General features: G+C 69.4%; 14 protein-coding genes. 12 read left to right on the top strand and 2 right to left on the bottom strand.

Annotated features, from left to right (window positions below; genetic code table 11):
• Positions 1-12 precede the first annotated feature (12 nt).
• From ACJQWM_RS05110 to ACJQWM_RS05135, 6 genes are all read left to right on the top strand, one after another.
• Positions 13-378, top strand: a complete 366-nt coding sequence (locus ACJQWM_RS05110; RefSeq protein WP_332706937.1) for a response regulator — start codon at positions 13-15, stop codon at positions 376-378.
• 49 nt (positions 379-427) lie between these two features.
• Complete coding sequence (locus ACJQWM_RS05115; RefSeq protein WP_332706940.1) at positions 428-970, top strand: chemotaxis protein CheW; 543 nt, start codon at positions 428-430, stop codon at positions 968-970.
• A gap of 60 nt (positions 971-1,030) precedes the next feature.
• The gene (locus ACJQWM_RS05120) at positions 1,031-3,052 is read left to right on the top strand and encodes a methyl-accepting chemotaxis protein (protein ID WP_332706943.1); all 2,022 of its coding nucleotides are present in this window, start codon (positions 1,031-1,033) and stop codon (positions 3,050-3,052) included.
• A 214-nt stretch (positions 3,053-3,266) separates the two neighbouring features.
• Positions 3,267-9,356: an Hpt domain-containing protein gene (locus tag ACJQWM_RS05125; protein WP_411306704.1), complete on the top strand. Its 6,090-nt coding sequence runs from the start codon at positions 3,267-3,269 to the stop codon at positions 9,354-9,356.
• 12 nt (positions 9,357-9,368) lie between these two features.
• Positions 9,369-10,844, top strand: coding sequence for a chemotaxis protein CheB (locus ACJQWM_RS05130; protein WP_332702567.1), 1,476 nt, complete (start codon positions 9,369-9,371; stop codon positions 10,842-10,844).
• A gap of 10 nt (positions 10,845-10,854) precedes the next feature.
• Positions 10,855-11,415 carry a chemotaxis protein CheW gene (locus ACJQWM_RS05135; RefSeq protein ID WP_332702565.1) on the top strand — a complete coding sequence of 187 codons (561 nt, stop codon included), beginning with the start codon at positions 10,855-10,857 and terminating at the stop codon, positions 11,413-11,415.
• Positions 11,416-11,882: 467 nt separating this feature from the next.
• On the opposite strand, the gene ACJQWM_RS05140 is transcribed toward ACJQWM_RS05135, so the two are convergent.
• Entirely contained in the window at positions 11,883-12,620 is a 738-nt protein-coding gene (locus ACJQWM_RS05140; RefSeq protein WP_332702563.1) for a 16S rRNA (uracil(1498)-N(3))-methyltransferase, read from the bottom strand.
• Entirely contained in the window at positions 12,611-14,047 is a 1,437-nt protein-coding gene (gene bioA, locus ACJQWM_RS05145) for an adenosylmethionine--8-amino-7-oxononanoate transaminase (RefSeq protein WP_411306711.1), read from the bottom strand. Before bioA ends, ACJQWM_RS05140 begins: the two co-directional genes overlap by 10 nt.
• Before the next feature lie 104 nt (positions 14,048-14,151).
• Here bioA and nudE point away from each other — a divergent pair, with 104 nt between their 5' ends.
• The 6 genes from nudE (at position 14,152) to ACJQWM_RS05175 (ending at position 19,073) form a co-directional block, all read left to right on the top strand.
• On the top strand, positions 14,152-14,700 hold the full coding sequence (nudE, locus tag ACJQWM_RS05150) for an ADP compounds hydrolase NudE (RefSeq protein WP_332702559.1): 549 nt from the start codon (positions 14,152-14,154) through the stop codon (positions 14,698-14,700).
• Positions 14,697-15,515, top strand: coding sequence for a 3'(2'),5'-bisphosphate nucleotidase CysQ (cysQ, locus tag ACJQWM_RS05155; protein ID WP_332702557.1), 819 nt, complete (start codon positions 14,697-14,699; stop codon positions 15,513-15,515). Before nudE ends, cysQ begins: the two co-directional genes overlap by 4 nt.
• A 252-nt stretch (positions 15,516-15,767) precedes the next feature.
• Positions 15,768-16,622, top strand: a complete 855-nt coding sequence (gene mazG, locus ACJQWM_RS05160; protein WP_332702555.1) for a nucleoside triphosphate pyrophosphohydrolase — start codon at positions 15,768-15,770, stop codon at positions 16,620-16,622.
• A 183-nt stretch (positions 16,623-16,805) separates the two neighbouring features.
• Positions 16,806-17,516: a response regulator transcription factor gene (locus tag ACJQWM_RS05165; RefSeq protein ID WP_332702553.1), complete on the top strand. Its 711-nt coding sequence runs from the start codon at positions 16,806-16,808 to the stop codon at positions 17,514-17,516.
• Between the two features lie 27 nt (positions 17,517-17,543).
• Positions 17,544-18,824, top strand: coding sequence for a sensor histidine kinase (locus tag ACJQWM_RS05170; RefSeq protein ID WP_332702551.1), 1,281 nt, complete (start codon positions 17,544-17,546; stop codon positions 18,822-18,824).
• 75 nt (positions 18,825-18,899) lie between these two features.
• On the top strand, positions 18,900-19,073 hold the full coding sequence (locus tag ACJQWM_RS05175) for a hypothetical protein (protein ID WP_332702549.1): 174 nt from the start codon (positions 18,900-18,902) through the stop codon (positions 19,071-19,073).
• Positions 19,074-19,170 lie beyond the last annotated feature (97 nt).

Here is a 19,170-nt window from a genome sequence, read left to right on the forward strand (position 1 = left end):
GCAAGGCATCCAATGGCACGCATTCTTCTGATCGAGGACTCGCCGACTGACACGGCGGTCCTGACCCAACTGCTCGAGCGCAATGGCCACCAGGTCATGGCCTCGGGCAGTGCCGAGGACGGCATCGAGACCTGTCGCCGAGAGCAGCCCGACCTGGTCCTGATGGACGTGATCCTGCCGGGCATGAACGGCTTCCAGGCCACCCGGGCGCTGTCGCGCGACACCGACACCAAGGCGATCCCGGTGCTGATCGTCAGCACCAAGGGCATGGACACCGACAAGGCCTGGGGGCTGCGCCAGGGCGCCAAGGACTACATCGTCAAGCCGCCGCGCGAAGACGAACTGATCGCACGCATCAACGACCTGCTGGGCGATTGACGATGCCGGGGCCGCTTTCATGGGCGTGGAACGCACGGTGACGCAGCACATGAGTCCCTTCGAGGTGCTGTCGGACTATGAGCGCCGCAGCCTCGCGCATGTCGCCGGCCTGCCCGAGCAGCTCGATGCGCCGGGCCTGTGGCGCGGCGTCGGCTACCGCATCGGCGAGCGCCGGCTGGCCTCGGGCTTCGAGGAGGTGCGCGAGATCCTGCCGTTGCCGCAGGTCACCCCGGTGCCAGGCGCGCAGCCATGGATGCTGGGCCTGGCCAACGTGCGCGGCAACCTGCTGCCGATCGTCGACCTCAAGCAGTTCCTCGAAGGCGAGCGCACGGTGCTGCACGACGGCCAGCGCATCCTGCTGGTGCGCCAGCCCGGTGGCGACGTCGCGGTGCTGATCGACGAACTGTTCGGCCAGCGCAGCTTCAACGAGCAGCAGCAGATCTCAGACGAGCAGGTCGAAGCCGAACAACTCGCCGCCGGCCGCTACACCCACTTCATCGACCGGGCCTACCGCCTGGGGGACCAGCCGTGGGGGGTGTTCAGCCTCGAGCGGCTCGCCCGTACGCCCGAATTCCGACAAGCCGCGGCGTAAGCCTTCATCGCGCCCGATCAATAAACCCTCTGCCGCAAACGCATCACACCGAGGTCGAACATGAGCACTGAGATGAATTCCGCAGCCGGCAAGGTCCGCAACCTCGGCGTCAACACCTGGTTGGTGGTGCTGGGCCTGGCGGTGCTGGTGTTCGGCCTCAACACCGGTTACGCAACCTGGAAAGCCGCGCGCCTGGGCGGTGCCAGCAGCGCGGCCTCCGATTTGCGCGTGTTCTCGCAGCAGCTCGCCAACCAGGGCCGCGAGGCCGCCGCCGGCGATGCCGAGGCCTTCTCCGCGTTCAAGGCGACCAAGGCCGAGATCGACCAGGCGGTCAGCCAGCTCAACAGCGACTTCGGCGCCGAGCCCGGCGTGGCCGACCCGATCGAGACCGTGAGCACCACCTGGGTCGACCTCGGGGAAAACGCCGAACAGGTGATCGCCAGCGAGCGTGCGGTGATGGCGCTGGCCGGCAACGCCGAAAGCTTCGCCGACCAGGTGCCGCAGCTGCAGGCGCGCCTGGACGAGCTGGTCCGCGCGATGTCGACCAGCGGTTCGCCGTCCTCGCAGGTCTACTACGCGCTGCGCCAGGTCGTGCTGTCGGGCACCATGGATCGCCGCCTGACCGAGATCCGCGCCGGTGGCCCCGGCGCCGCGGCCGCGGGCGAAGGCCTGATGCGCGACGCGGCCGTGTTCGGCAACGTGCTGGCCGGATTGCGCGAGGGCGACGAGTCGCTCGGCGTGACCGCGCTCAGCAACGCCAACGCGGTGGCCGCGCTGGGCCAGGCCGAGAGCTTGTGGCTGGACATGAAGGAGGACCTCGACGCGATCCTCGCGACCGCCGAGAACCTGTTCCGCGCCCAGGCCGCCGCCGATGCGATCACGGTCGGCTCCGACCAGTTGCTGGCCGACGCCGAGCGCGTGTTCGATGCCTTCACCGCATTCGGCTCGCTGCGCGACACCAGCATCCTGGGCAACCTGTGGATCAGCCTGATCTCCGGTGCGCTCGGACTGCTGGCGATCGCCGGCCTGCTGGTCTCGCTCAACCGCGCCCAGCAGAAGCGCTACCAGACCACCAAGGAACTCAACGACCGCAACCAGGAGGCGATCATGCGCCTGCTGGACGAAATGGGTTCGCTCGCGGAAGGCGACCTCACCGTCAAGGCCACCGTCACAGAGGACATGACCGGCGCGATCGCCGACTCGATCAACTTCGCGGTCGAGCAGCTGCGCAGCCTGGTGCAGACGATCACCGACACCTCGGTGCAGGTCGCCTCCAGCGCGCAGGAGACGCAGGCCACCGCCATGCACCTGGCCGAGGCCGCCGAGCACCAGGCGCAGGAAATCTCCTCCGCGTCGGGGCGCATCAGCGAAATCGCCGCCAGCATCGACCAGGTGTCGAAGAACTCGGCCGAGTCGGCCGAGGTGGCGCAGCGCTCGGTGCAGATCGCCACCAAGGGCGCCGGCGTGGTGCGCCAGACCATCCAGGGCATGGACAGCATCCGCGACCAGATCCAGGAAACCTCCAAGCGCATCAAGCGCTTGGGCGAGTCCTCGCAGGAGATCGGCTCGATCGTCGAACTGATCAACGACATCTCCGAGCAGACCAACATTCTGGCGCTGAACGCCGCGATCCAGGCGGCCTCCGCCGGTGAAGCCGGTCGCGGCTTCGCGGTCGTGGCCGACGAAGTGCAGCGCCTGGCCGAACGCGCCTCCAATGCGACCAAGCGCATCGAGACGCTGGTGCAGACCATTCAGTCCGATACCAACGAAGCGGTCAGCTCGATGGAGCAGACGACCTCGGAAGTGGTCGCCGGTGCGCGCCTGGCCGAGGACGCCGGTACCGCGCTGGGCGAGATCGAAAAGGTGTCGTCGGATCTGTCCGGTTTGATTCAAGGCATCTCGACCGCGGCGCAGCAGCAGTCCGGCGCCGCGGCCAACATCACCCAGACCATGCACACGATCCAGCAGATCACCTCCCAGACCACACAGGGTGCCAACCAGACCGCCGAGTCGATCGGAAACCTGGCGCAGCTGGCCGCCGACCTGCGCCGTTCGGTTGCCGACTTCAAGCTGCCGGCGTGAGGGGCGGGGAGTCGCGCCGGCGGCGCCCGGGAGGCAGTCAGTCGCGCCTGCGGCGCTGTGAGTAATCAATCGCGCCTTCGGCGCTGTCAGTAGGTTCAGTCGGTCAGTCAGTGGATTCCAGTTCAGTGAATGTTTTTACTCACTATTTGCAGGCGGCGCAGCCGCCGACTGACAGCCCGCATCGCGGGCGACTGACCGCATGCGGAGCAGCGCGATGACCGTGATGCGCGATGCCATCGACACCACCACGCTCGGCTGGATCAAGCCCGAGCTCGACCAGACCTTGCGCCAGGCGCGCGAGGAGATTGAGGCGTTCGCCGAAAACCCGTCCGACGGCGCGCGCATGCGCGCCTGCGCCGGCCACCTGCACCAGGTGCACGGCACGCTGCGCATGGTCGAGCTGTACGCCCCGGCGATGGTCGCCGAGGAGATGGAGCGCCTAGCGTTGGCGCTGCAGCACGGCGAGGTCGGCGGACGCGACGACGCCTGCGCGGTGCTGATGCGCGGCGTGGTGCAGCTGCCCGACTACCTGGAGCGCCTGCAGGGTGGGCACCGCGACATTCCGATCGTGCTGTTGCCGTTGCTCAACGAGCTACGCGCGACCCGCGGCGAATCGGGCCTGAACGAAAGCGTGCTGTTCGCGCCGAACCTGGACCGGCCGTTGCCCGCGCACCTGCCGGCGCCAGTGCCGAGCGCGATGGCGCCGGCAACCACGCCGCACCTGGCCGATTTCCGCGCGGCGCTGGCGGCGTGGCCGGAAGATGGCGCGCCGGCCGACCCGGCGCGGCTGGCCGCGGCGGTCGACGGCATGCTGGCCGACGTCTCGGTCGAGCCGCTGCGGCGCATGCTGTGGGTGGCCTCGTCGGTCGCCGGCGCACTGCGCGACGGCGCCCTGCCGGCGACGCGTGCGCTGCGCCAGGCCTTCGGCGGCGTCGAGCGCGAAGCCCGGCAAATGCTCGAGGGCGATGATTTCAGCGGCCCGCGCAGCGAACCGGCGGCCGAGCCGACCCGCCAACTGCTCTACCACGTCGCCCACAGCGACGGCGGGCATCCGGCGCTGGACGATCTGCGCCAGACCTTCGACCTCAGTGTGCAGGCGCCGAGCGAATCGGAGATCGAGCATGCCCGCGGCAGCCTCAGCGGCCGCAACCGCGCGCTGCTCGACACCGTCTCGGCCGCGATCAAGGAAGACCTGCTGCGGGTCAAGGACGCGCTGGACCTGTACCTGCGCACCCACCAGACCGACATCGGCGAGTTGCGTCCGCAGGTCGAGGCGCTGGACCGCGTCGGCGACACCCTCGGCATGATGGGCCTGGGCATCGCGCGTGGCGTGGTGCAGCAGCAGCGCGACGCGATGCACGAGATCGTCTCCGGCCAGCGCGCCGCTGACGAAAGCGCGCTGCTCGACGTGGCCGGCGCCCTGCTTTACGTCGACGCCTCGCTGGACGACCAGGTCTCGCGCCTGGGCCTGCCCGAGGACAAGGCCGACGAGGACCTGCTGGCCGGTGAATCGCGCAAGGTGCTGGAAGTGGTCGTGCGCGAGGCGATCGCCAACTTCGGCGACGCGCGCCAGTCGTTCGTGGCGTTCGTGGAGACCAACTGGGACCACGCCGAGCTGACCGACGTGCCCCGCCTGCTCGATGAGGTTGGCGGCGCATTGCGCATCATCGAGCTGCCGCAACCGGCGGAGTACCTGGTCGGCATCAAGCGCTATGCCGAGGTCGAGCTGATCGCCCGCAAGCGCGTGCCCAACGGACAGCAGTTGGACACCATCGCCGATGCGCTGGCCAGTATCGAGTACTACCTCGAGGCGGTGCGCGAGCAGCGCCCGAACCGCGCCCGGATCCTCGACATCGCCCGCCAGAGCCTGGAGTCGTTGGGCTACTGGCCGGTGCCGGACACCGCTGGCGAGACCCACGAGCCGGTCACGGAGATTCCGCGCGGCAGCGATTTCTCCGAGATCGAGCCGTCGCAAGCACCGACGGTCGACAGCGCTTCGCCCGGCAGTTCCGGCGATGCAGCCACGCCGGTCGCTTCGCCGCAACAACCGGCGACGCCCAAGCCCGCGCCCGCCGAACCCGCGCCGACGGCGGAATTGATGCCCGGCACTGCACAGCCCGCCGCCGGCGGATTTGAGCACAGCGACGACATTGACGACGAGATCCGCGAGGTCTTCCTGGAAGAACTCGAGGAGGAGATCGCCAATCTCGGCCAGATGCTGCCGCCCTGGCGTGCCGCACCGGACAACGCCGAGCTGCTGCGCCCGATCCGCCGCGTGTTCCACACGCTCAAGGGCAGCGGCCGGCTGGTCGGCGCCAAAACCCTGGGCGAGTTCAGCTGGAAGGTCGAGAACATGCTCAACCGCGTGCTTGATGGCACGCGCGGCGCATCGCCGGCGGTGATCGCGCTGGTCGGGCAAGCCCACCAGGTCCTGCCGCAGCTGCATGCGGCACTGCATGGCAGCGCTTCGATCAGCGCCGACCTGGCCGGGATCCAGGCGGTTGCCGACCGCCTGGCCGCCGGCGAAGAAGTGCTGTACACCCCGCCCGAGCCGGTGGCGGCAGAACCCGGGCTTCCCGACGAGGGAACCGGCGTGGCCGATGGCGATACGGCCGCCGCGGATGGCGAGCAGGCCGCGGCAGACGCGCCCGACACCGCGGAGCAGGCCGCTGACCAGGCCGATGCGCCTGCGCCCGAGGACCTCCCCGGCGTGCCGGCGTCGGTCGACCCGGTGCTGCTGGAAATCCTCGGCACCGAGGTCAACGGCCACCTGGCCACGATCGAGCAGTGGCTCGCCGCCGCACAGGTCGCGCCGCGTCCGGCCGACGACCGCCTGCAACGCGCGATCCACACGCTCAACGGCGCCTTCGCGATGACCGAAGTGCCGGTGATCACCGAAATCACCGGGCCGACCGAAGCCTACGTCAAGCGCCTGCTGGCGGCCGGCACCCCCGCCAGCATCGAGGGCGTGGCCGCGATGGCCGCGGTATCGGCGGCCATCGAGCGCACCCTGAGCGCGCTGCAGTCCGATAATCCGCGGGTGCCGGTGTTCGAAGGCCTCGCTGACCGCATGGCGGCGCTGCGCGACGAATTGCCCGACGCGCGCGCGATGCGACCCTACGAGGACGAGCAGGAACCATCCGGGGACGCGGCGCCGCAGGAAGACTCACCGGCGTTGACCGCGCTCGACCTGAGCGCGTTCACCGACTTGGCCGACGGCCTCGCATCCGCGCCGGTCTCCGGCGACGCGAACGGGGAAGCCGAGAGCCCACAGACGCCGCAGGAAAACGCCGGAGACGAGCCGCTCGCATCCGAAGAAACCCAGGCCGAACAGATCGACGCGCAGCGCGTCGAGGCCGAAGCCGAAGCCGAGAAAGCCAGGGCCGAAGCCGAGCGCGCCGAGGCGGAAAAAGCCGAAGCCGATCGTATCGAAGCCGAGCAGGCCGAGGCCGAACGGATCGAAGCGGAGAAGGCCGAAGCCGAGCGCATCGAGGCCGAACGGGTCGAAGCGGAAAAGGCCGAAGCCCAGCGTGCCGAAGCCGAACGGGTCGAGGCGGAAAAAGCCGAAGCAGAACGCATAGAGGCCGAACGCGCCGAAGCCGAGAAGGCCCAAGCCGAACAAGCTCAAGCCGAGCAAGCTCAAGCCGAGGCCGAGCGCCTCGCCGAAGAAGAGCGCCTGGAATACGAGCGGCTGGAAGCCGAGTACGCCGAGGCCGACCGCCTGGCGCGCGAACAAGCCGCCGCCGCGGCCGCCGACCAGTCCGATGCTGCTGCCGATAGCGATGTCGAGCCAGCGACAGAGACCTCGCCTGCCGACGCTGAAGACACGGCCGACGACGACACGACCGCGCCGACCGCGCCGGCCGAGGCAATCGAGCCGGTGCAGGCGCTCGACCATGCCGCCGCCAGCCTGCTGGCCTTGGCGATCGCCACCGAACAGGACCCCGACGAAGCGCTCGACCTGAGCGACCTCGATCCGGAGCTGGTCGATATCTTCGTCGAGGAAGGCAGCGACCTGCTGGATCATTCCGACGGCCTGCTTGCGCAGCTGCGCGAGGCGCCGGCCGAGCGCGAGCCACTGGTCGGCCTGCAGCGTGACCTGCACACCCTCAAGGGCGGCGCGCGCATGGCCGGCATCATGCCGGTGGGCGAACTCGGCCACGTCATGGAGTCGCTGCTCGAAGCGGTGGTCGACCAGCGCCGTGAGCTCGGCCATGACGGCATCCCGCTGCTCGAGCGCGGCTTCGACCGCCTGCACGCGATGCTGACCCGGGTCGGCGAGCGTCTGGCGATCGCCATGCCTGAGGCGCTGATCGCCGAGTTCGACGCGCGCTCGCGTGGCGTGGTCAGCCCGGCTGCGGTTTCGGCCGCTGCGCTTGCGGGCGATCAGCCGGCCGCGCCCCAGGATCTCAGGCCGCTGTCGGCACCGATGGGCGACGCCGCCGGCGACGACGAGGACGACATCGGTGTTCGCGCCCCGCAGGAGCAGGTCCGCATCCGCGCCGACCTGCTCGACCGGCTGGTCAACTATGCCGGCGAGGTGGCGATCTACCGCGCCCGCCTGGAGCAGCAGCTCGGTGCATTCCGCGGTGCGATCTCGGAGATGGGCGCGACCAACACGCGTATGCGCGATCAGCTGCGCCGGCTGGAAATCGAGACCGAAGCGCAGATCATCGCGCGCTACCAGCGCGAAGGCGACGACGGCGAGCAGGCGTTCGATCCACTCGAGCTCGATCGCTTCTCCAACCTGCAGCAGCTTTCGCGCGCGCTGTCGGAATCGGCGGCCGACCAGAACAGCCTGCAGCTCACGCTCGACGACCTGACGCGCCAGTACGAAACCCTGCTGCTGCAGCAGTCGCGGGTCAGTTCCGACCTGCAGGAAGGCCTCATGCGCACGCGCATGGTGCCCCTGGACGCGCTGCTGCCGCGCCTGCGCCGGGTGATCCGCCAGGCCTCCGGTGAGCTGGGCAAGCACGTCCAGCTCAAGCTCGACGGCGCCCAGGGCGAGCTCGACCGCAACGTGCTCGAGCGCATGACCGCGCCGTTGGAGCACATGCTGCGCAACTCGGTCGCGCACGGCCTGGAAAGCCCGGCTCAGCGCAAGCAGGCCGGCAAGTCCGAGGAGGGCGTGATCCGCATCGCGGTCCGCCGCGAAGGCTCCGAGGTGGTGCTGGAGGTCGGCGATGACGGCCGCGGCCTGGACCGCGCCGCCATCCGCCGCCGCGGCGAGGAGCGCGGCCTGGTCCGCAGCGGTGCGATCCTGGCCGATCACGACCTCGACGCGCTGATCCTGGAGCCGGGCTTCTCCACCGCCGACGAAGTCAGCCGGCTGTCCGGCCGCGGCGTCGGCATGGACGTGGTCGCCAGCGAAGTGCGCCAGCTCGGCGGCACCCTCGACATCCACTCCACCCCGGGCCAGGGCGTCACCTTCACCCTGCGCCTGCCGCAGACGCTGGCGGTCACCCAGGCGGTGTTCGTCAGGATCGGCGAGACCAGCTTCGCTGTGCCGATCGCTTCGGTGCGCGGCGTCGGTCGCATCGCCCGCGACGAACTCGGCGGCGACGCGCCGAACTACAGCTACGGCGGTGAGGACTATGCCGTGCACGACCTCGGGCGCCTGGTCGGCCACGCGCCGGCCAAGGCCGAGGGCAGCCTGCAGATGCCGGTGCTGCTGATCCGTTCCGGTGACCTGCGTGCGGCGGTGAGCGTCGACCAGGTACTGGGCAACCGCGAGATCGTGGTCAAGCCGGTCGGCCCGCAGGTCGCCTCGGTGCCGGGCATCTTCGGCGCCACGATCATGGGCGATGGCCGCGTCGTGGTGATCCTGGACGTCGCACCGCTGGTGCGCCGCCAGGCCTCGCTGCCGCGCGACCACGTGCCGGCGCCTGCCGCGGCGGCCGAATCGCGCCCGGTGCCGCTGGTCATGGTAGTCGACGATTCGGTGACCATGCGCAAGGTCACCGGCCGCGTGCTGGAGCGCCACAACTTCGAGGTCGCCACCGCCAAGGACGGGATCGACGCGCTCGAGCGCATGACCGATGTCGTGCCAGACCTGATGCTGCTCGACATCGAGATGCCGCGGATGGACGGCTACGAGCTGGCCACGACGATGAAGGCCGACCCGCGCCTGCGCAACGTGCCGATCGTGATGATCACCTCGCGCACCGGCGACAAGCACCGCCAGCGCGCCTTCGAGATCGGCGTGGAGCGCTACCTCGGCAAGCCCTACCAGGAGCCGGAGTTGATGCGCAATGTCTATGACCTGCTCGGTATCACGGTGCGCCAGGACGACGCTTCGCCATGACGGCCAGTCGCCATGAACAATGAGCCCCGCCGCGTTGCCCTGCTGGCGCGCCCGGGACCGGCCAGCGACCGCCTGGGCGAAGCGCTGGCCGCGGCGGGCGTGATCCGGGTGCTGCACGCCGACCCGACCCAGCTCGACACGCCGGAACTGCTGGCGGCCGAGCCGCAGGTGGTGCTGGTTGCGCTGGATGCGGCCACCGAGGACGTGCTCGAACGCTTCGACGCGGTGCTGGGCGATCCGGCCATCGACGTCATCTACGAGGAAGCCGATCTCGCCGCGGCGCGGGACGGCTGGGACGCGGCACGCTGGATGCGGCATCTGGTCGCCAAGCTGCAGGGCCACGCCGACGTGCTGCCGCCCGGTGCCGGGCCGGCACCGGAAAGCGCCCGCCGCGAGGCGGATGCCGCGGCGCCGGCTTCGCCCACCGGGGCGCTGGCCACCGATGCGGCCGATGGGGGTGGCTCGGACTTCGACCAGACCGAGCCTGCAAGCTTCGATGCCGATGCCGCGCCCAACGGCACGGCAGCCACCGATTTTTCCGCGTTCGATCCGCTCAACGCCGAAGCCTCGGACTACGAGTTCCAGGACTTCGACGTCGCCATCAGCCAAGCCGACGGGGAGGGCGCAGCGCCCGATCCCGCCACGGAGGAGGTCGAGTTCGACGCGGCGTTCAACCCGATGCTGGCCGAGGCGACGGCCCAAGCCTTCCCGAACGAAGCGACCGCCGCTGACGGGGACAACCTGGAAGCCGAACTCGCCGCCGCGCTGGAGGCGCAGGATGCCGTGGCGCTGGGCGCATTCGACAGCCGGCTGAGCCTGGAGGTCGAGTCTCCCGACGCCCCGGCGTCGCGCGAGGCGCCTTCGCCGCAGTTCCAGCGTGACCTGACCGACCTGGAGCGTCGCATCTCGTCGCTGGAACTGGTCGACGACACTCCCGCGAATGGCCCTGAACAGCCGCGTGACGCGGTGCTGGCGTGCGGCGCCGTGCTGGTGATGGCCGGGATCGGCGGGCCGGACGCGGTGCGCCAGCTGCTCGGTGCGCTGCCCGCCGGTTTTTCCCGCCCGGTGCTGGTGCGCCAGCGCCTCGATGGCGGCCGCTACGACAAACTGGTCGCGCAGATGCAGCGGGCGACGTCGTTGCCGGTCGAGCTGGCCGAGTCGGGCCTGCCGGCACTCGCCGGCACCGTCTACATCATGCCGCCGGAACTGGGCGTAAGCGCGTCGGCCGACGGGCTGCACTTCAGTGACGATGGCGACGTGCTGTCGAACCTGGTCGATGGCGACAGCGCAATCGTGCTGCTCAGCGGCAGCGATCCAGCCGACGTCGAGGCGGTGATGAACCACGGCAGCGCCGGTGCCCTCGTCGCCGGACAGTCTCCCGACGGCTGCTACGACGCCGCGGCGCCGACCGAACTGGCCGCGCGCGGCGGCGACACCGGACAACCGGCCGAACTGGCGCAGCGCCTGACGCAGCGCTGGCCGGCCTGAGGACCTGCAGATGCCCAAGCACAACAAGAAAAACCCGCAAGCGCCCCGCCAGCCGACCGCCTCGGGCACGACCACGCCCGCTGCGCACGCTCCCGCTGCGCCGCCGCCGACCGCCGACATCCGCGGCGTGTTGATCCAGATCGCCGGTGCGCGCCTGCTGCTGCCCAATGCCACCATCGCCGAGGTGCTGTCGTACGCGCCGCCGGAACCGATTGGCGAGGCCGCCCCGGACTGGCTGCTCGGCCGCATCCGCTGGCGTGGCTGGCAGTTGCCGCTGGTCGCGTTCTCGCAGCTGGCCGGGATCGGCCCGGAGCAGGCCGGGCTCGGCAGCAAGGTCATCGTGCTGAAGGCACTCGGCGGCGATGCCAAGGCGCCGTACTTCGCGATGCTGACCCAGGGCTTCCCGCGCCTGGTCACGGTGTCGCGCGACGGCCTGGTCGTCGACAACAGCGACCAGGCGCTGCCCCAGGGCGTCCAGTCCCGGGTGATGCTCAACCAGGACGATGCCTTCGTACCCGATCTCGAAGCCATCGAGACCCTGGTCGGCAATGCGATCGCGCAGGCGGCCTGAACTCGAACCTAGCGGCTGCGCCGCCCCTGTAGGAGCGCCCCATGGGCGCGGACGCAAACCGGACAGGCGCGATAGCTCGATTTCCATCGCGGCCATGGGCCGCTCCTACAAAAGCGCTCGATGATGCTGTAGAGCCGCGTGCTCGGCTGCGCATCCACGCTACGCTGCGCGCACCCACCGAACCGCAGCGGAGCAAGCTCCGCTTTACGCCCGCACCGCCGCACTCCGGCCGCCGCTACTCTGTAGGAGCGCCCCATGGGCGCGAACGCAAACCGGACAGGCGCGATAGCTCGATTTCCATCGCGGCCATGGGCCGCTCCTACAAAAGCGCTCGATGATCCCGTAGAGCCGAGCTCGCTCGGCTGCGGCCGCACCGCAGGGTTCGCGATAGCCGTGCAGGCGCAGCGGAGCAAGCTCCGCTCTACGCGAACGTGGGAGCGCTCCATTGGCGTGAGAGCTACGGCGCCCTAGCCGAGATCGCCAAAACCGGCCTGCAGGGCAGCGATGGCCGCCAGTCCCGCGGTTTCGGTGCGCAGTATCCGCGGGCCCAGGCGCAAACCCTGGAAGCCGGCGGCCTGCAACTGCTCGCGATCCAGCGGCGACCAACCGCCTTCGGGGCCGACCGCGAGCCGCACCGCCGCGTCCGGCGCGATCGCCAGGGTTGAAAATGCCAGGTCACCCGCGGGATCTAGGATCAGGCGCAAGCCGCCGCCGGGCAGCTCGGTGAGCGCGGCCGCCAGCGTTTGCGGTGGGAGCACCTGGGGCACGCGTGCGCGGCCGCTCTGTTCGCAGGCCGACACCACCACGCTGCGCCAGTGCGCCAGACGCTTCTCGGCGCGCGCGGCGTCCAGCTTGACCTCGCTGCGTTGCGACGACAGCGGCCGGATCTCGGTTACGCCCAGTTCGGTCGCCTTCTGCAGGATCAGGTCCATCTTTTCGCCGCGCGCGATCCCCTGCAACAACGTCATGCGCAGCGGCGACTCGTTGGTCAGCGCAGCGGCCGAGTCGATCGCCACGCGCAACTCGCGCTTGCCCAGTGCGACGATGCGTGCGGCGTAGTCGTGGCCATCGCCGTTGAACAGCACGCAGGCATCGCCGACGCCGAGCCGCAGTACCCGGCCCAGGTGCGCCGACGCCGCGTCCGGCAGCGCGAGATCGCTGCCCGGATGCAGCGGCGCATCGACGTGGACCCGGGTCAGTCGCATGCACCGGTCCGCAGCGCGTGCTCGATGGCGATGCCGGTGGTGTCGGCGAGCAGTTGCAGTGCATCGTCGTCGATACAGTACGGCGGCATCCAGTACAGCACGTCGCCCAGCGGGCGCAGCACCACGCCACGTGCCAGTGCCGCGCGGTAGGCATGCAGGCCGAGCCGCGCGGCCGGCGCGAAGGGTGTGCGTCGCTCGCCATTGCGGCTCAGCTCGAACGCCACCACCATCCCTGCCTGGCGCACATCGGCGATCTGCGGATGGTCGACGAACGGCGCGGCGAGCTCGGCCATCCGTGCCGCGGTGGCGCGGTTGCCGGCGATCACCGCGTCGGTCTCGAAGATGTCCAGTGTCGCCAGCGCCGCCGCGCACGCCAGCGGATTGCCCGTGTAGCTGTGCGAATGCAGGAACGCGCGCTCGCGCGAATCGTCCAGGAAGCCGTCGTAGATCCCCTGCGTGGTCAGCACCGCCGCCAGCGGCAGTGCGCCGCCGGTCAGGCCCTTGGACAGGCACAGGAAATCCGGCGCGATGCCATCCGCACCGCCGGCCCCGGCGGGGGCCTGCTCGCAGGCGAACATCGTGCCGGTCCGGCCGAAGCCCACCGCGATCTCGTCGGCGATCAGGAACACGCCGTGCGCGTCGCACAGCTCGCGCGCGAGCCGCAGGTACACCGAGTCGTGCATGCGCATGCCACCGGCGCACTGCACGCGCGGCTCCAGGATCAGCGCGCAGACTTCGCCGGCGTGGCGCTCGAGCAGTTCGCGCAGGCCCTCGGCGGCGCGGTGCGCTCGCTGCGCGGGGGTCTCGCCCGGTTCGCACAGGTACGCGTCGGGCGACGGGGCGAACATCGCCTCGGCCAGCAGCGGCGCATAGACCCGGCGATACAGCGGGATGTCGCCGACCGCGAGCGCACCCAGGGTCTCGCCGTGGTAGCCGCCCTCCAGCGCGATGAACTTGCGTCGACCGGTCTCGCCGCGATTGTGGAACCAGTGAAACGCCATCTTCAGCGCCACCTCGACCCCGGCCGAACCGTTGTCGGCGTAGAACACCTTCGCCAAGGGCGCGCGCCCGGTCTCGCGCGGCGCGAGCGCCAGCAGCTTCTCGGCCAGCTCCACCGCCGGTGCGTGCGAGCAGCCGGCCAGCATCACGTGCTCCAGGGTGCGGGCCTGGGTGGCGATCGCCTCGGCGATGCGCGGTTCGGCATGGCCGAACAGGTTGGTCCACCAGCTCGAAATCGCATCCAGATAGCGGCGGCCGTCGTGACCGATCAGCCACGGTCCCTCGCCGCGCGCGATCGGCAGCAGCGGCAGGGTTTCGGGGTGCTCGCGCATTTGCGTGCATGGGTGCCACAGCACCGCCAGGTCGCGCTTGCGCCAGTGTTCGGCACGTTCCTCGCCGGCGGCGGAGTCGCCGGCCTCTGCTAGCATCGCCGCATCGTGAGTCGTCTTCTGCATCCCGTCATTATCGCCTCTGTGGCCGCGAGCGCATCCCGCCCGCGGCGCCTCGCCGCGCGGCGGGGCGAGGTGCTCCAGTGAGCCGGCGCCTGCCGGTCATCCACGGGGTGACCGAACACGAGGCCGGGCCATATCGGCTGGAGCGTCTCGACCTGGAGTTCAGCAACGGCGAGCGCCGCCAGTTCCAGCGCCTGCACGGGCGCGGCCACGGCGCGGTGATCGTGGTGCCGCTGCTCGATGACGACACCGTGCTGCTGGTGCGCGAGTACGCCGCCGGGATGCATCGCTACGAGCTGGGCCTGGTCAAAGGCCGCATCGATGCGGGCGAAACCGCGCTGCAGGCGGCCGATCGCGAGCTCAAGGAAGAGGCCGGTTATGGCGCGCGTTCGCTCATCGAGCTGCGCGCGCTGAGCCTGGCGCCGACCTACATGAGCCACCAGGCGCAGCTGGTGATTGCGCGCGATCTCTACCCCGAGCGCCTGCCCGGCGACGAGCCCGAGGAGCTCGAACGGGTGCCGTGGAAGCTCGACGCGTTGCACGAGCTGATCCTGCGCGAGGACTTCTCCGAAGGCCGCAGCATCGCGGCGTTGTTCATCACCCGCGAATGGCTGAGAAACCATCAATGACGACCCGCACGACCATCACCGCGGCACTGCGCGACGGCGTCATCGGCATCGCGCGCGCGGCCGCCGCCGAGATCCTGCGCGTCTACGGCGAGGACTTCGATGTGGTGCGCAAGGCCGACGCCTCGCCGGTGACCGCAGCCGATCTGGCGGCGCACCACTGCATCGTCGACGGATTGGCGCGGCTGACCCCCGACATCCCGGTGCTGTCGGAAGAGGCCGCGCACGAGGTGCCCGCCGCGCAGCGGCGCCAGTGGCGGCGGCTGTGGGTGGTCGATCCGCTCGACGGCACCCGCGAATTCGTCAAGCGTAACGGCGAGTTCACCGTCAACATCGCCCTGATCGAGGGCGGCGAGCCGGTCTTCGGCGTGGTCCAGGCGCCGGTGACCGGGGTGCTCTGGCATGGCGGGCGCGGCCTGGACGCGCTGCGCTGCGACGACCGCGGCGAAACCCGGTTGCACGTGCGCAAGCCGGCCACCGCGCCGCTGCGCATCGCCGCCAGCCGCTCGCACCGCGACGCCCGCACCGAAGCCTTCATCGCGCGCATGGGCGAGGTCGAGGAGGTCGGGCTCGGTTCCTCGCTCAAGTTCTGCCTGCTCGCCGGCGGGGGCCTGGACGTCTACCCGCGCTTCGGGCCGACCAGCGAATGGGACACCGCCGCCGGCCAGTGCGTGCTGGAGGCCGCGGGCGGCTGCGTGCTCGACCGCAAAGGCCGCCCGCTGCGCTACAACCAGCGCGACACGATCCTCAATGGCGACTTCATCGCGCTGGGTGATCCGTCGCTGCCGTGGCGCGATTGGGCGGGGCAAAGCCTTTGACGCGGATCAGAGCGAAAAAGGCGAAAAGGGCATACAAAAGGGAAATCATGAGTAAGGCGAACAAGTGAAGCGCCGGCGGAATAGCTGATCAGTGCAATGCTCGGCACGTCCGGGATGGATTTCCGGTTTTCACCGATGAGCAAGAAAGGCCTGTTCACGCACCGGCATCAGGACTCCGCAACCCAACCCGATTTTTGCCTGATCCGCCTTTTTTGCTCTGATCCGCGCCAAATGCTTTTATCGGAACCCCACATGAGCGACCGACCTTCGAGCGACATCCAGCGCCTGATCGAGATCATGGCCAGGCTGCGCGACCCACAGCACGGCTGTCCATGGGACCTGCAGCAGGACTTCGCGACGATCGCGCCGTACACGATCGAGGAGGCCTACGAGGTCGCCGACGCGATCGACCGCGGCGACCTGCCCGCGTTGAAGGACGAGTTGGGCGACCTGCTGCTGCAGGTGGTGTTCCACGCCCGCCTGGCCGAAGAGCAGGGCGTATTCGCATTTGGCGACGTGGTCACCGCGATCAGCGACAAGATGGTGCGGCGCCACCCGCATGTGTTCGCTGGCGTCGCGGTCGAGAATGGCGAGGCGCAGACCCGCGCCTGGGAGCAGCACAAGCGCGACGAGCGTGAAGCCGCCGGCGAAACCGACCCCTCGGCGCTGGCCGGCATCGCCCGCGGCCTGCCGGAGTGGCAACGCGCGGTGAAGTTGCAGAAGCGCGCCGCGCGGGTGGGGTTCGACTGGCCCTCGGTGGCGCCGGTGATCGCCAAGCTGCACGAGGAGATCGACGAGGTGCGCGCCGAGTTCGATGCCGTCGCGGCCGACCCCGGCGATGGCGCGGCGCATGCGCGCCTGCAGGACGAGATCGGCGATCTGTTGTTCGTCTGCGCCAATATCGCGCGCCACGCGGAGGTCGACGTCGGCACTGCGCTGCGCCTGGCCAACGGCAAGTTCGAGCGCCGCTTCCGCGCCATGGAAGCCCAGGCCGCAGGCGACGGCGTGTCACTGGCCGAGCTGCCGCTGGACGCCCAGGAGCGCTACTGGCAAGGGGCCAAGGCCCGCGAGCGCCAGGACCACGACGCGCCGCAACAGCCCCTGTAGGAGCGGCTTCAGCCGCGATCGCGATACCAACGCTGCCGGCCGCACCTCGCACTTCGCACCGCTCCGGCAATCGCATGACCTCCGACGATCGCTTCCGCGGTTTGCGCGCCCGGGCATATCTTCACAACGCGTAAACCCCGACTTCGGCACCCTTCACAAAACTGAAGGTATGGAGAACTCTGTATGCAGAGCACGCGGGACGGGGGTCTGGTCCTCATCGTCGAGGACAACCGCAACATTTCCGAGATGGTCGGCGAGTACCTGGAAGGGCGCGGCTTCGAAGTGGACTACGCGGCCGATGGGCTGGACGGTTACCGCCTGGCCGCGGAGAACAGCTACGACGTGATCGTGCTGGACCTGATGCTGCCGCGCCTGGACGGCACCGAGGTCTGCAAGCGCCTGCGCGAGGAGGCACGCAAGTCCACGCCGGTACTCATGCTGACCGCGCGGGACACGCTCGATGAAAAACTCACCGGCTTGTCCGCCGGCGCCGACGACTACCTGATCAAGCCGTTCGCGATCCAGGAGCTCGAAGCCCGGCTGCGCGCGCTGATCCGCCGCGAGCGGCGCCAGGTCGGTGGTGAGGTGCTCAAGGTCGCCGACCTGGTGCTCGACCCGGCCAGCCTGCGCGTCACCCGCAGCGGCAGCGAACTGCAACTCTCGCCGATCGGCCTGCGCCTGCTGACCATCCTGATGCGTGAGTCGCCGCGGGTGGTCAGCCGCCAGGAGATCGAGCGCGAGATCTGGGGCAATGGCCTGCCCGATTCGGACACGCTACGCAGCCATCTCTACAACCTGCGCAAGACCATCGACAAGCCTTTCGATAAACAGCTGCTGCACACCGTGCAGAGCGCGGGCTACCGCGTCGCCGACATTTCGCAGCCACCGGACTGACCCGGCAGCGGATCGCCGGGGGACGGCATGGCACAGGGGCTCGCACGGAAGGTCAGGCTTGCGTTCATCACGCAGGCTTTGATCGGCAGTGTCCTGATTTCGGGCGGCATCCTGCTGGCCGGCGTGCTCGTGCGCGATGCCGTGCTCACCGATCGCATGCAGCGCGAAGCGGACGACTTCTGGACGGGCCACCGGCTCGACCCGAGCCATCCGCTGCCGCTCACCTCCAGCGTCACCGGCTACCTCGACCTGCCGGGTGCGCCGAGCGCCGACCTGCCGCCGCAGTTGCGTACGCTCGATCCGGGCCTGCACGCGTTCTCCGAGCAGGCCAGGATGGTCTACATCGATGAGGACGAACGCAGCGATGGCCGCTTCTATGTGACATTCACCTCGGCCCTGGTCGACCGCGCGATCCTCTACACGGGCCTGGTCTCGCTGTTGCTGTCGCTGCTGGCAACCTACCTGACCACCTGGCGGACATACCGGCTGTCGCAGCGGCTGGTCGCGCCGGTCAGCTGGCTGGCCAATGTCGTGCGCCAGTGGGATCCGCGGGATCCGGACGTCAGCACCATTGCCCCGGCCAACCTGCCCGGCGATTCGGGTTTCGAAGTCCAGCGGCTGGCGCGATCGCTCAGCGGCCTGGCCGACCGCGTCGCCGACTTCGTCCAGCGCGAGCGTGACTTCACCCGCGATGCCAGCCACGAGCTGCGCACACCGCTGACGGTAATCCGCGTCGCCACCGACCTGATGCTGGCCGACTCCGAACTCACCGCGCGCGCGCAGCGTTCGCTGAGCCGCATACAACGCGCCGGCCGCGACATGGAGGCGGTGATCGACGCCTTCCTGATCCTCGCGCGCGAGGCCGACATGTCGACGCAAAATGAGGAGTTCGAGGTCCGGTCGGTGGTCGACGAGGAGATCGAGCGCGTGCGTCCGCTGCTGGTCGGCAAGCCGGTCGAGCTGACCCTGGTCGATGAAGGCGGTCCGCAACTAAACGCGCCGCCGCACGTCCTCAACGTGATGCTCGGCAACCTGCTCACCAACGCCGCGCGCTTCACCGACCGCGGCCGGATCGAGGTGAGGATCGAAGCCCGGCGCATCGAGGTGCGCGACAGCGGCATCGGCATGACGCCAGAGGCACTGGCGAAGGTGTTCAATCCGTTCTACCGCGTCGACATCACCCGCGAGGACGCCAAGGGCATGGGCCTGTCGATCGTACGCCGGCTGGGCGACCGCTTCGGCTGGCCGGTCACCCTGGAGAGCGTCGCCGGCGAGGGCACCGTCGCCACCATCCGCTTCGACGGCTGATCGCCTTGCCGTTGCTGCGCCGGGGGGGCAGCCGCACGTGTCCGTCATTCCGGCGAAGTGGAGTCCACTTTGATCTTGACCTCGACCTCGACCCTGCCGTTGCCGTTGCTGTTGTCGTTGCTGTTATCAGGCAAACAGGCGGAAGCTCTTGATCTTGATCTTGATCTTGATCTTGATCTTGATCTTGATCTTGATCTTGATCTTGTTTCTGATCGCGCCGGGACTCCTGGAAAGATCCGCAGGCGGTAGACAGGCAAGGATCAAATGCTTTCGCCTGAAGGCGAGTCAGTTTCTTTGGTTGGGCTTACAAAGAAAGTAACCAAAGAAAGGCCCTTCCCCGACACTT

It is taken from the genome of Novilysobacter longmucuonensis, from assembly GCF_046600735.1.
In the GTDB taxonomy this organism is placed as follows: domain Bacteria; phylum Pseudomonadota; class Gammaproteobacteria; order Xanthomonadales; family Xanthomonadaceae; genus Novilysobacter_A; species Novilysobacter_A longmucuonensis.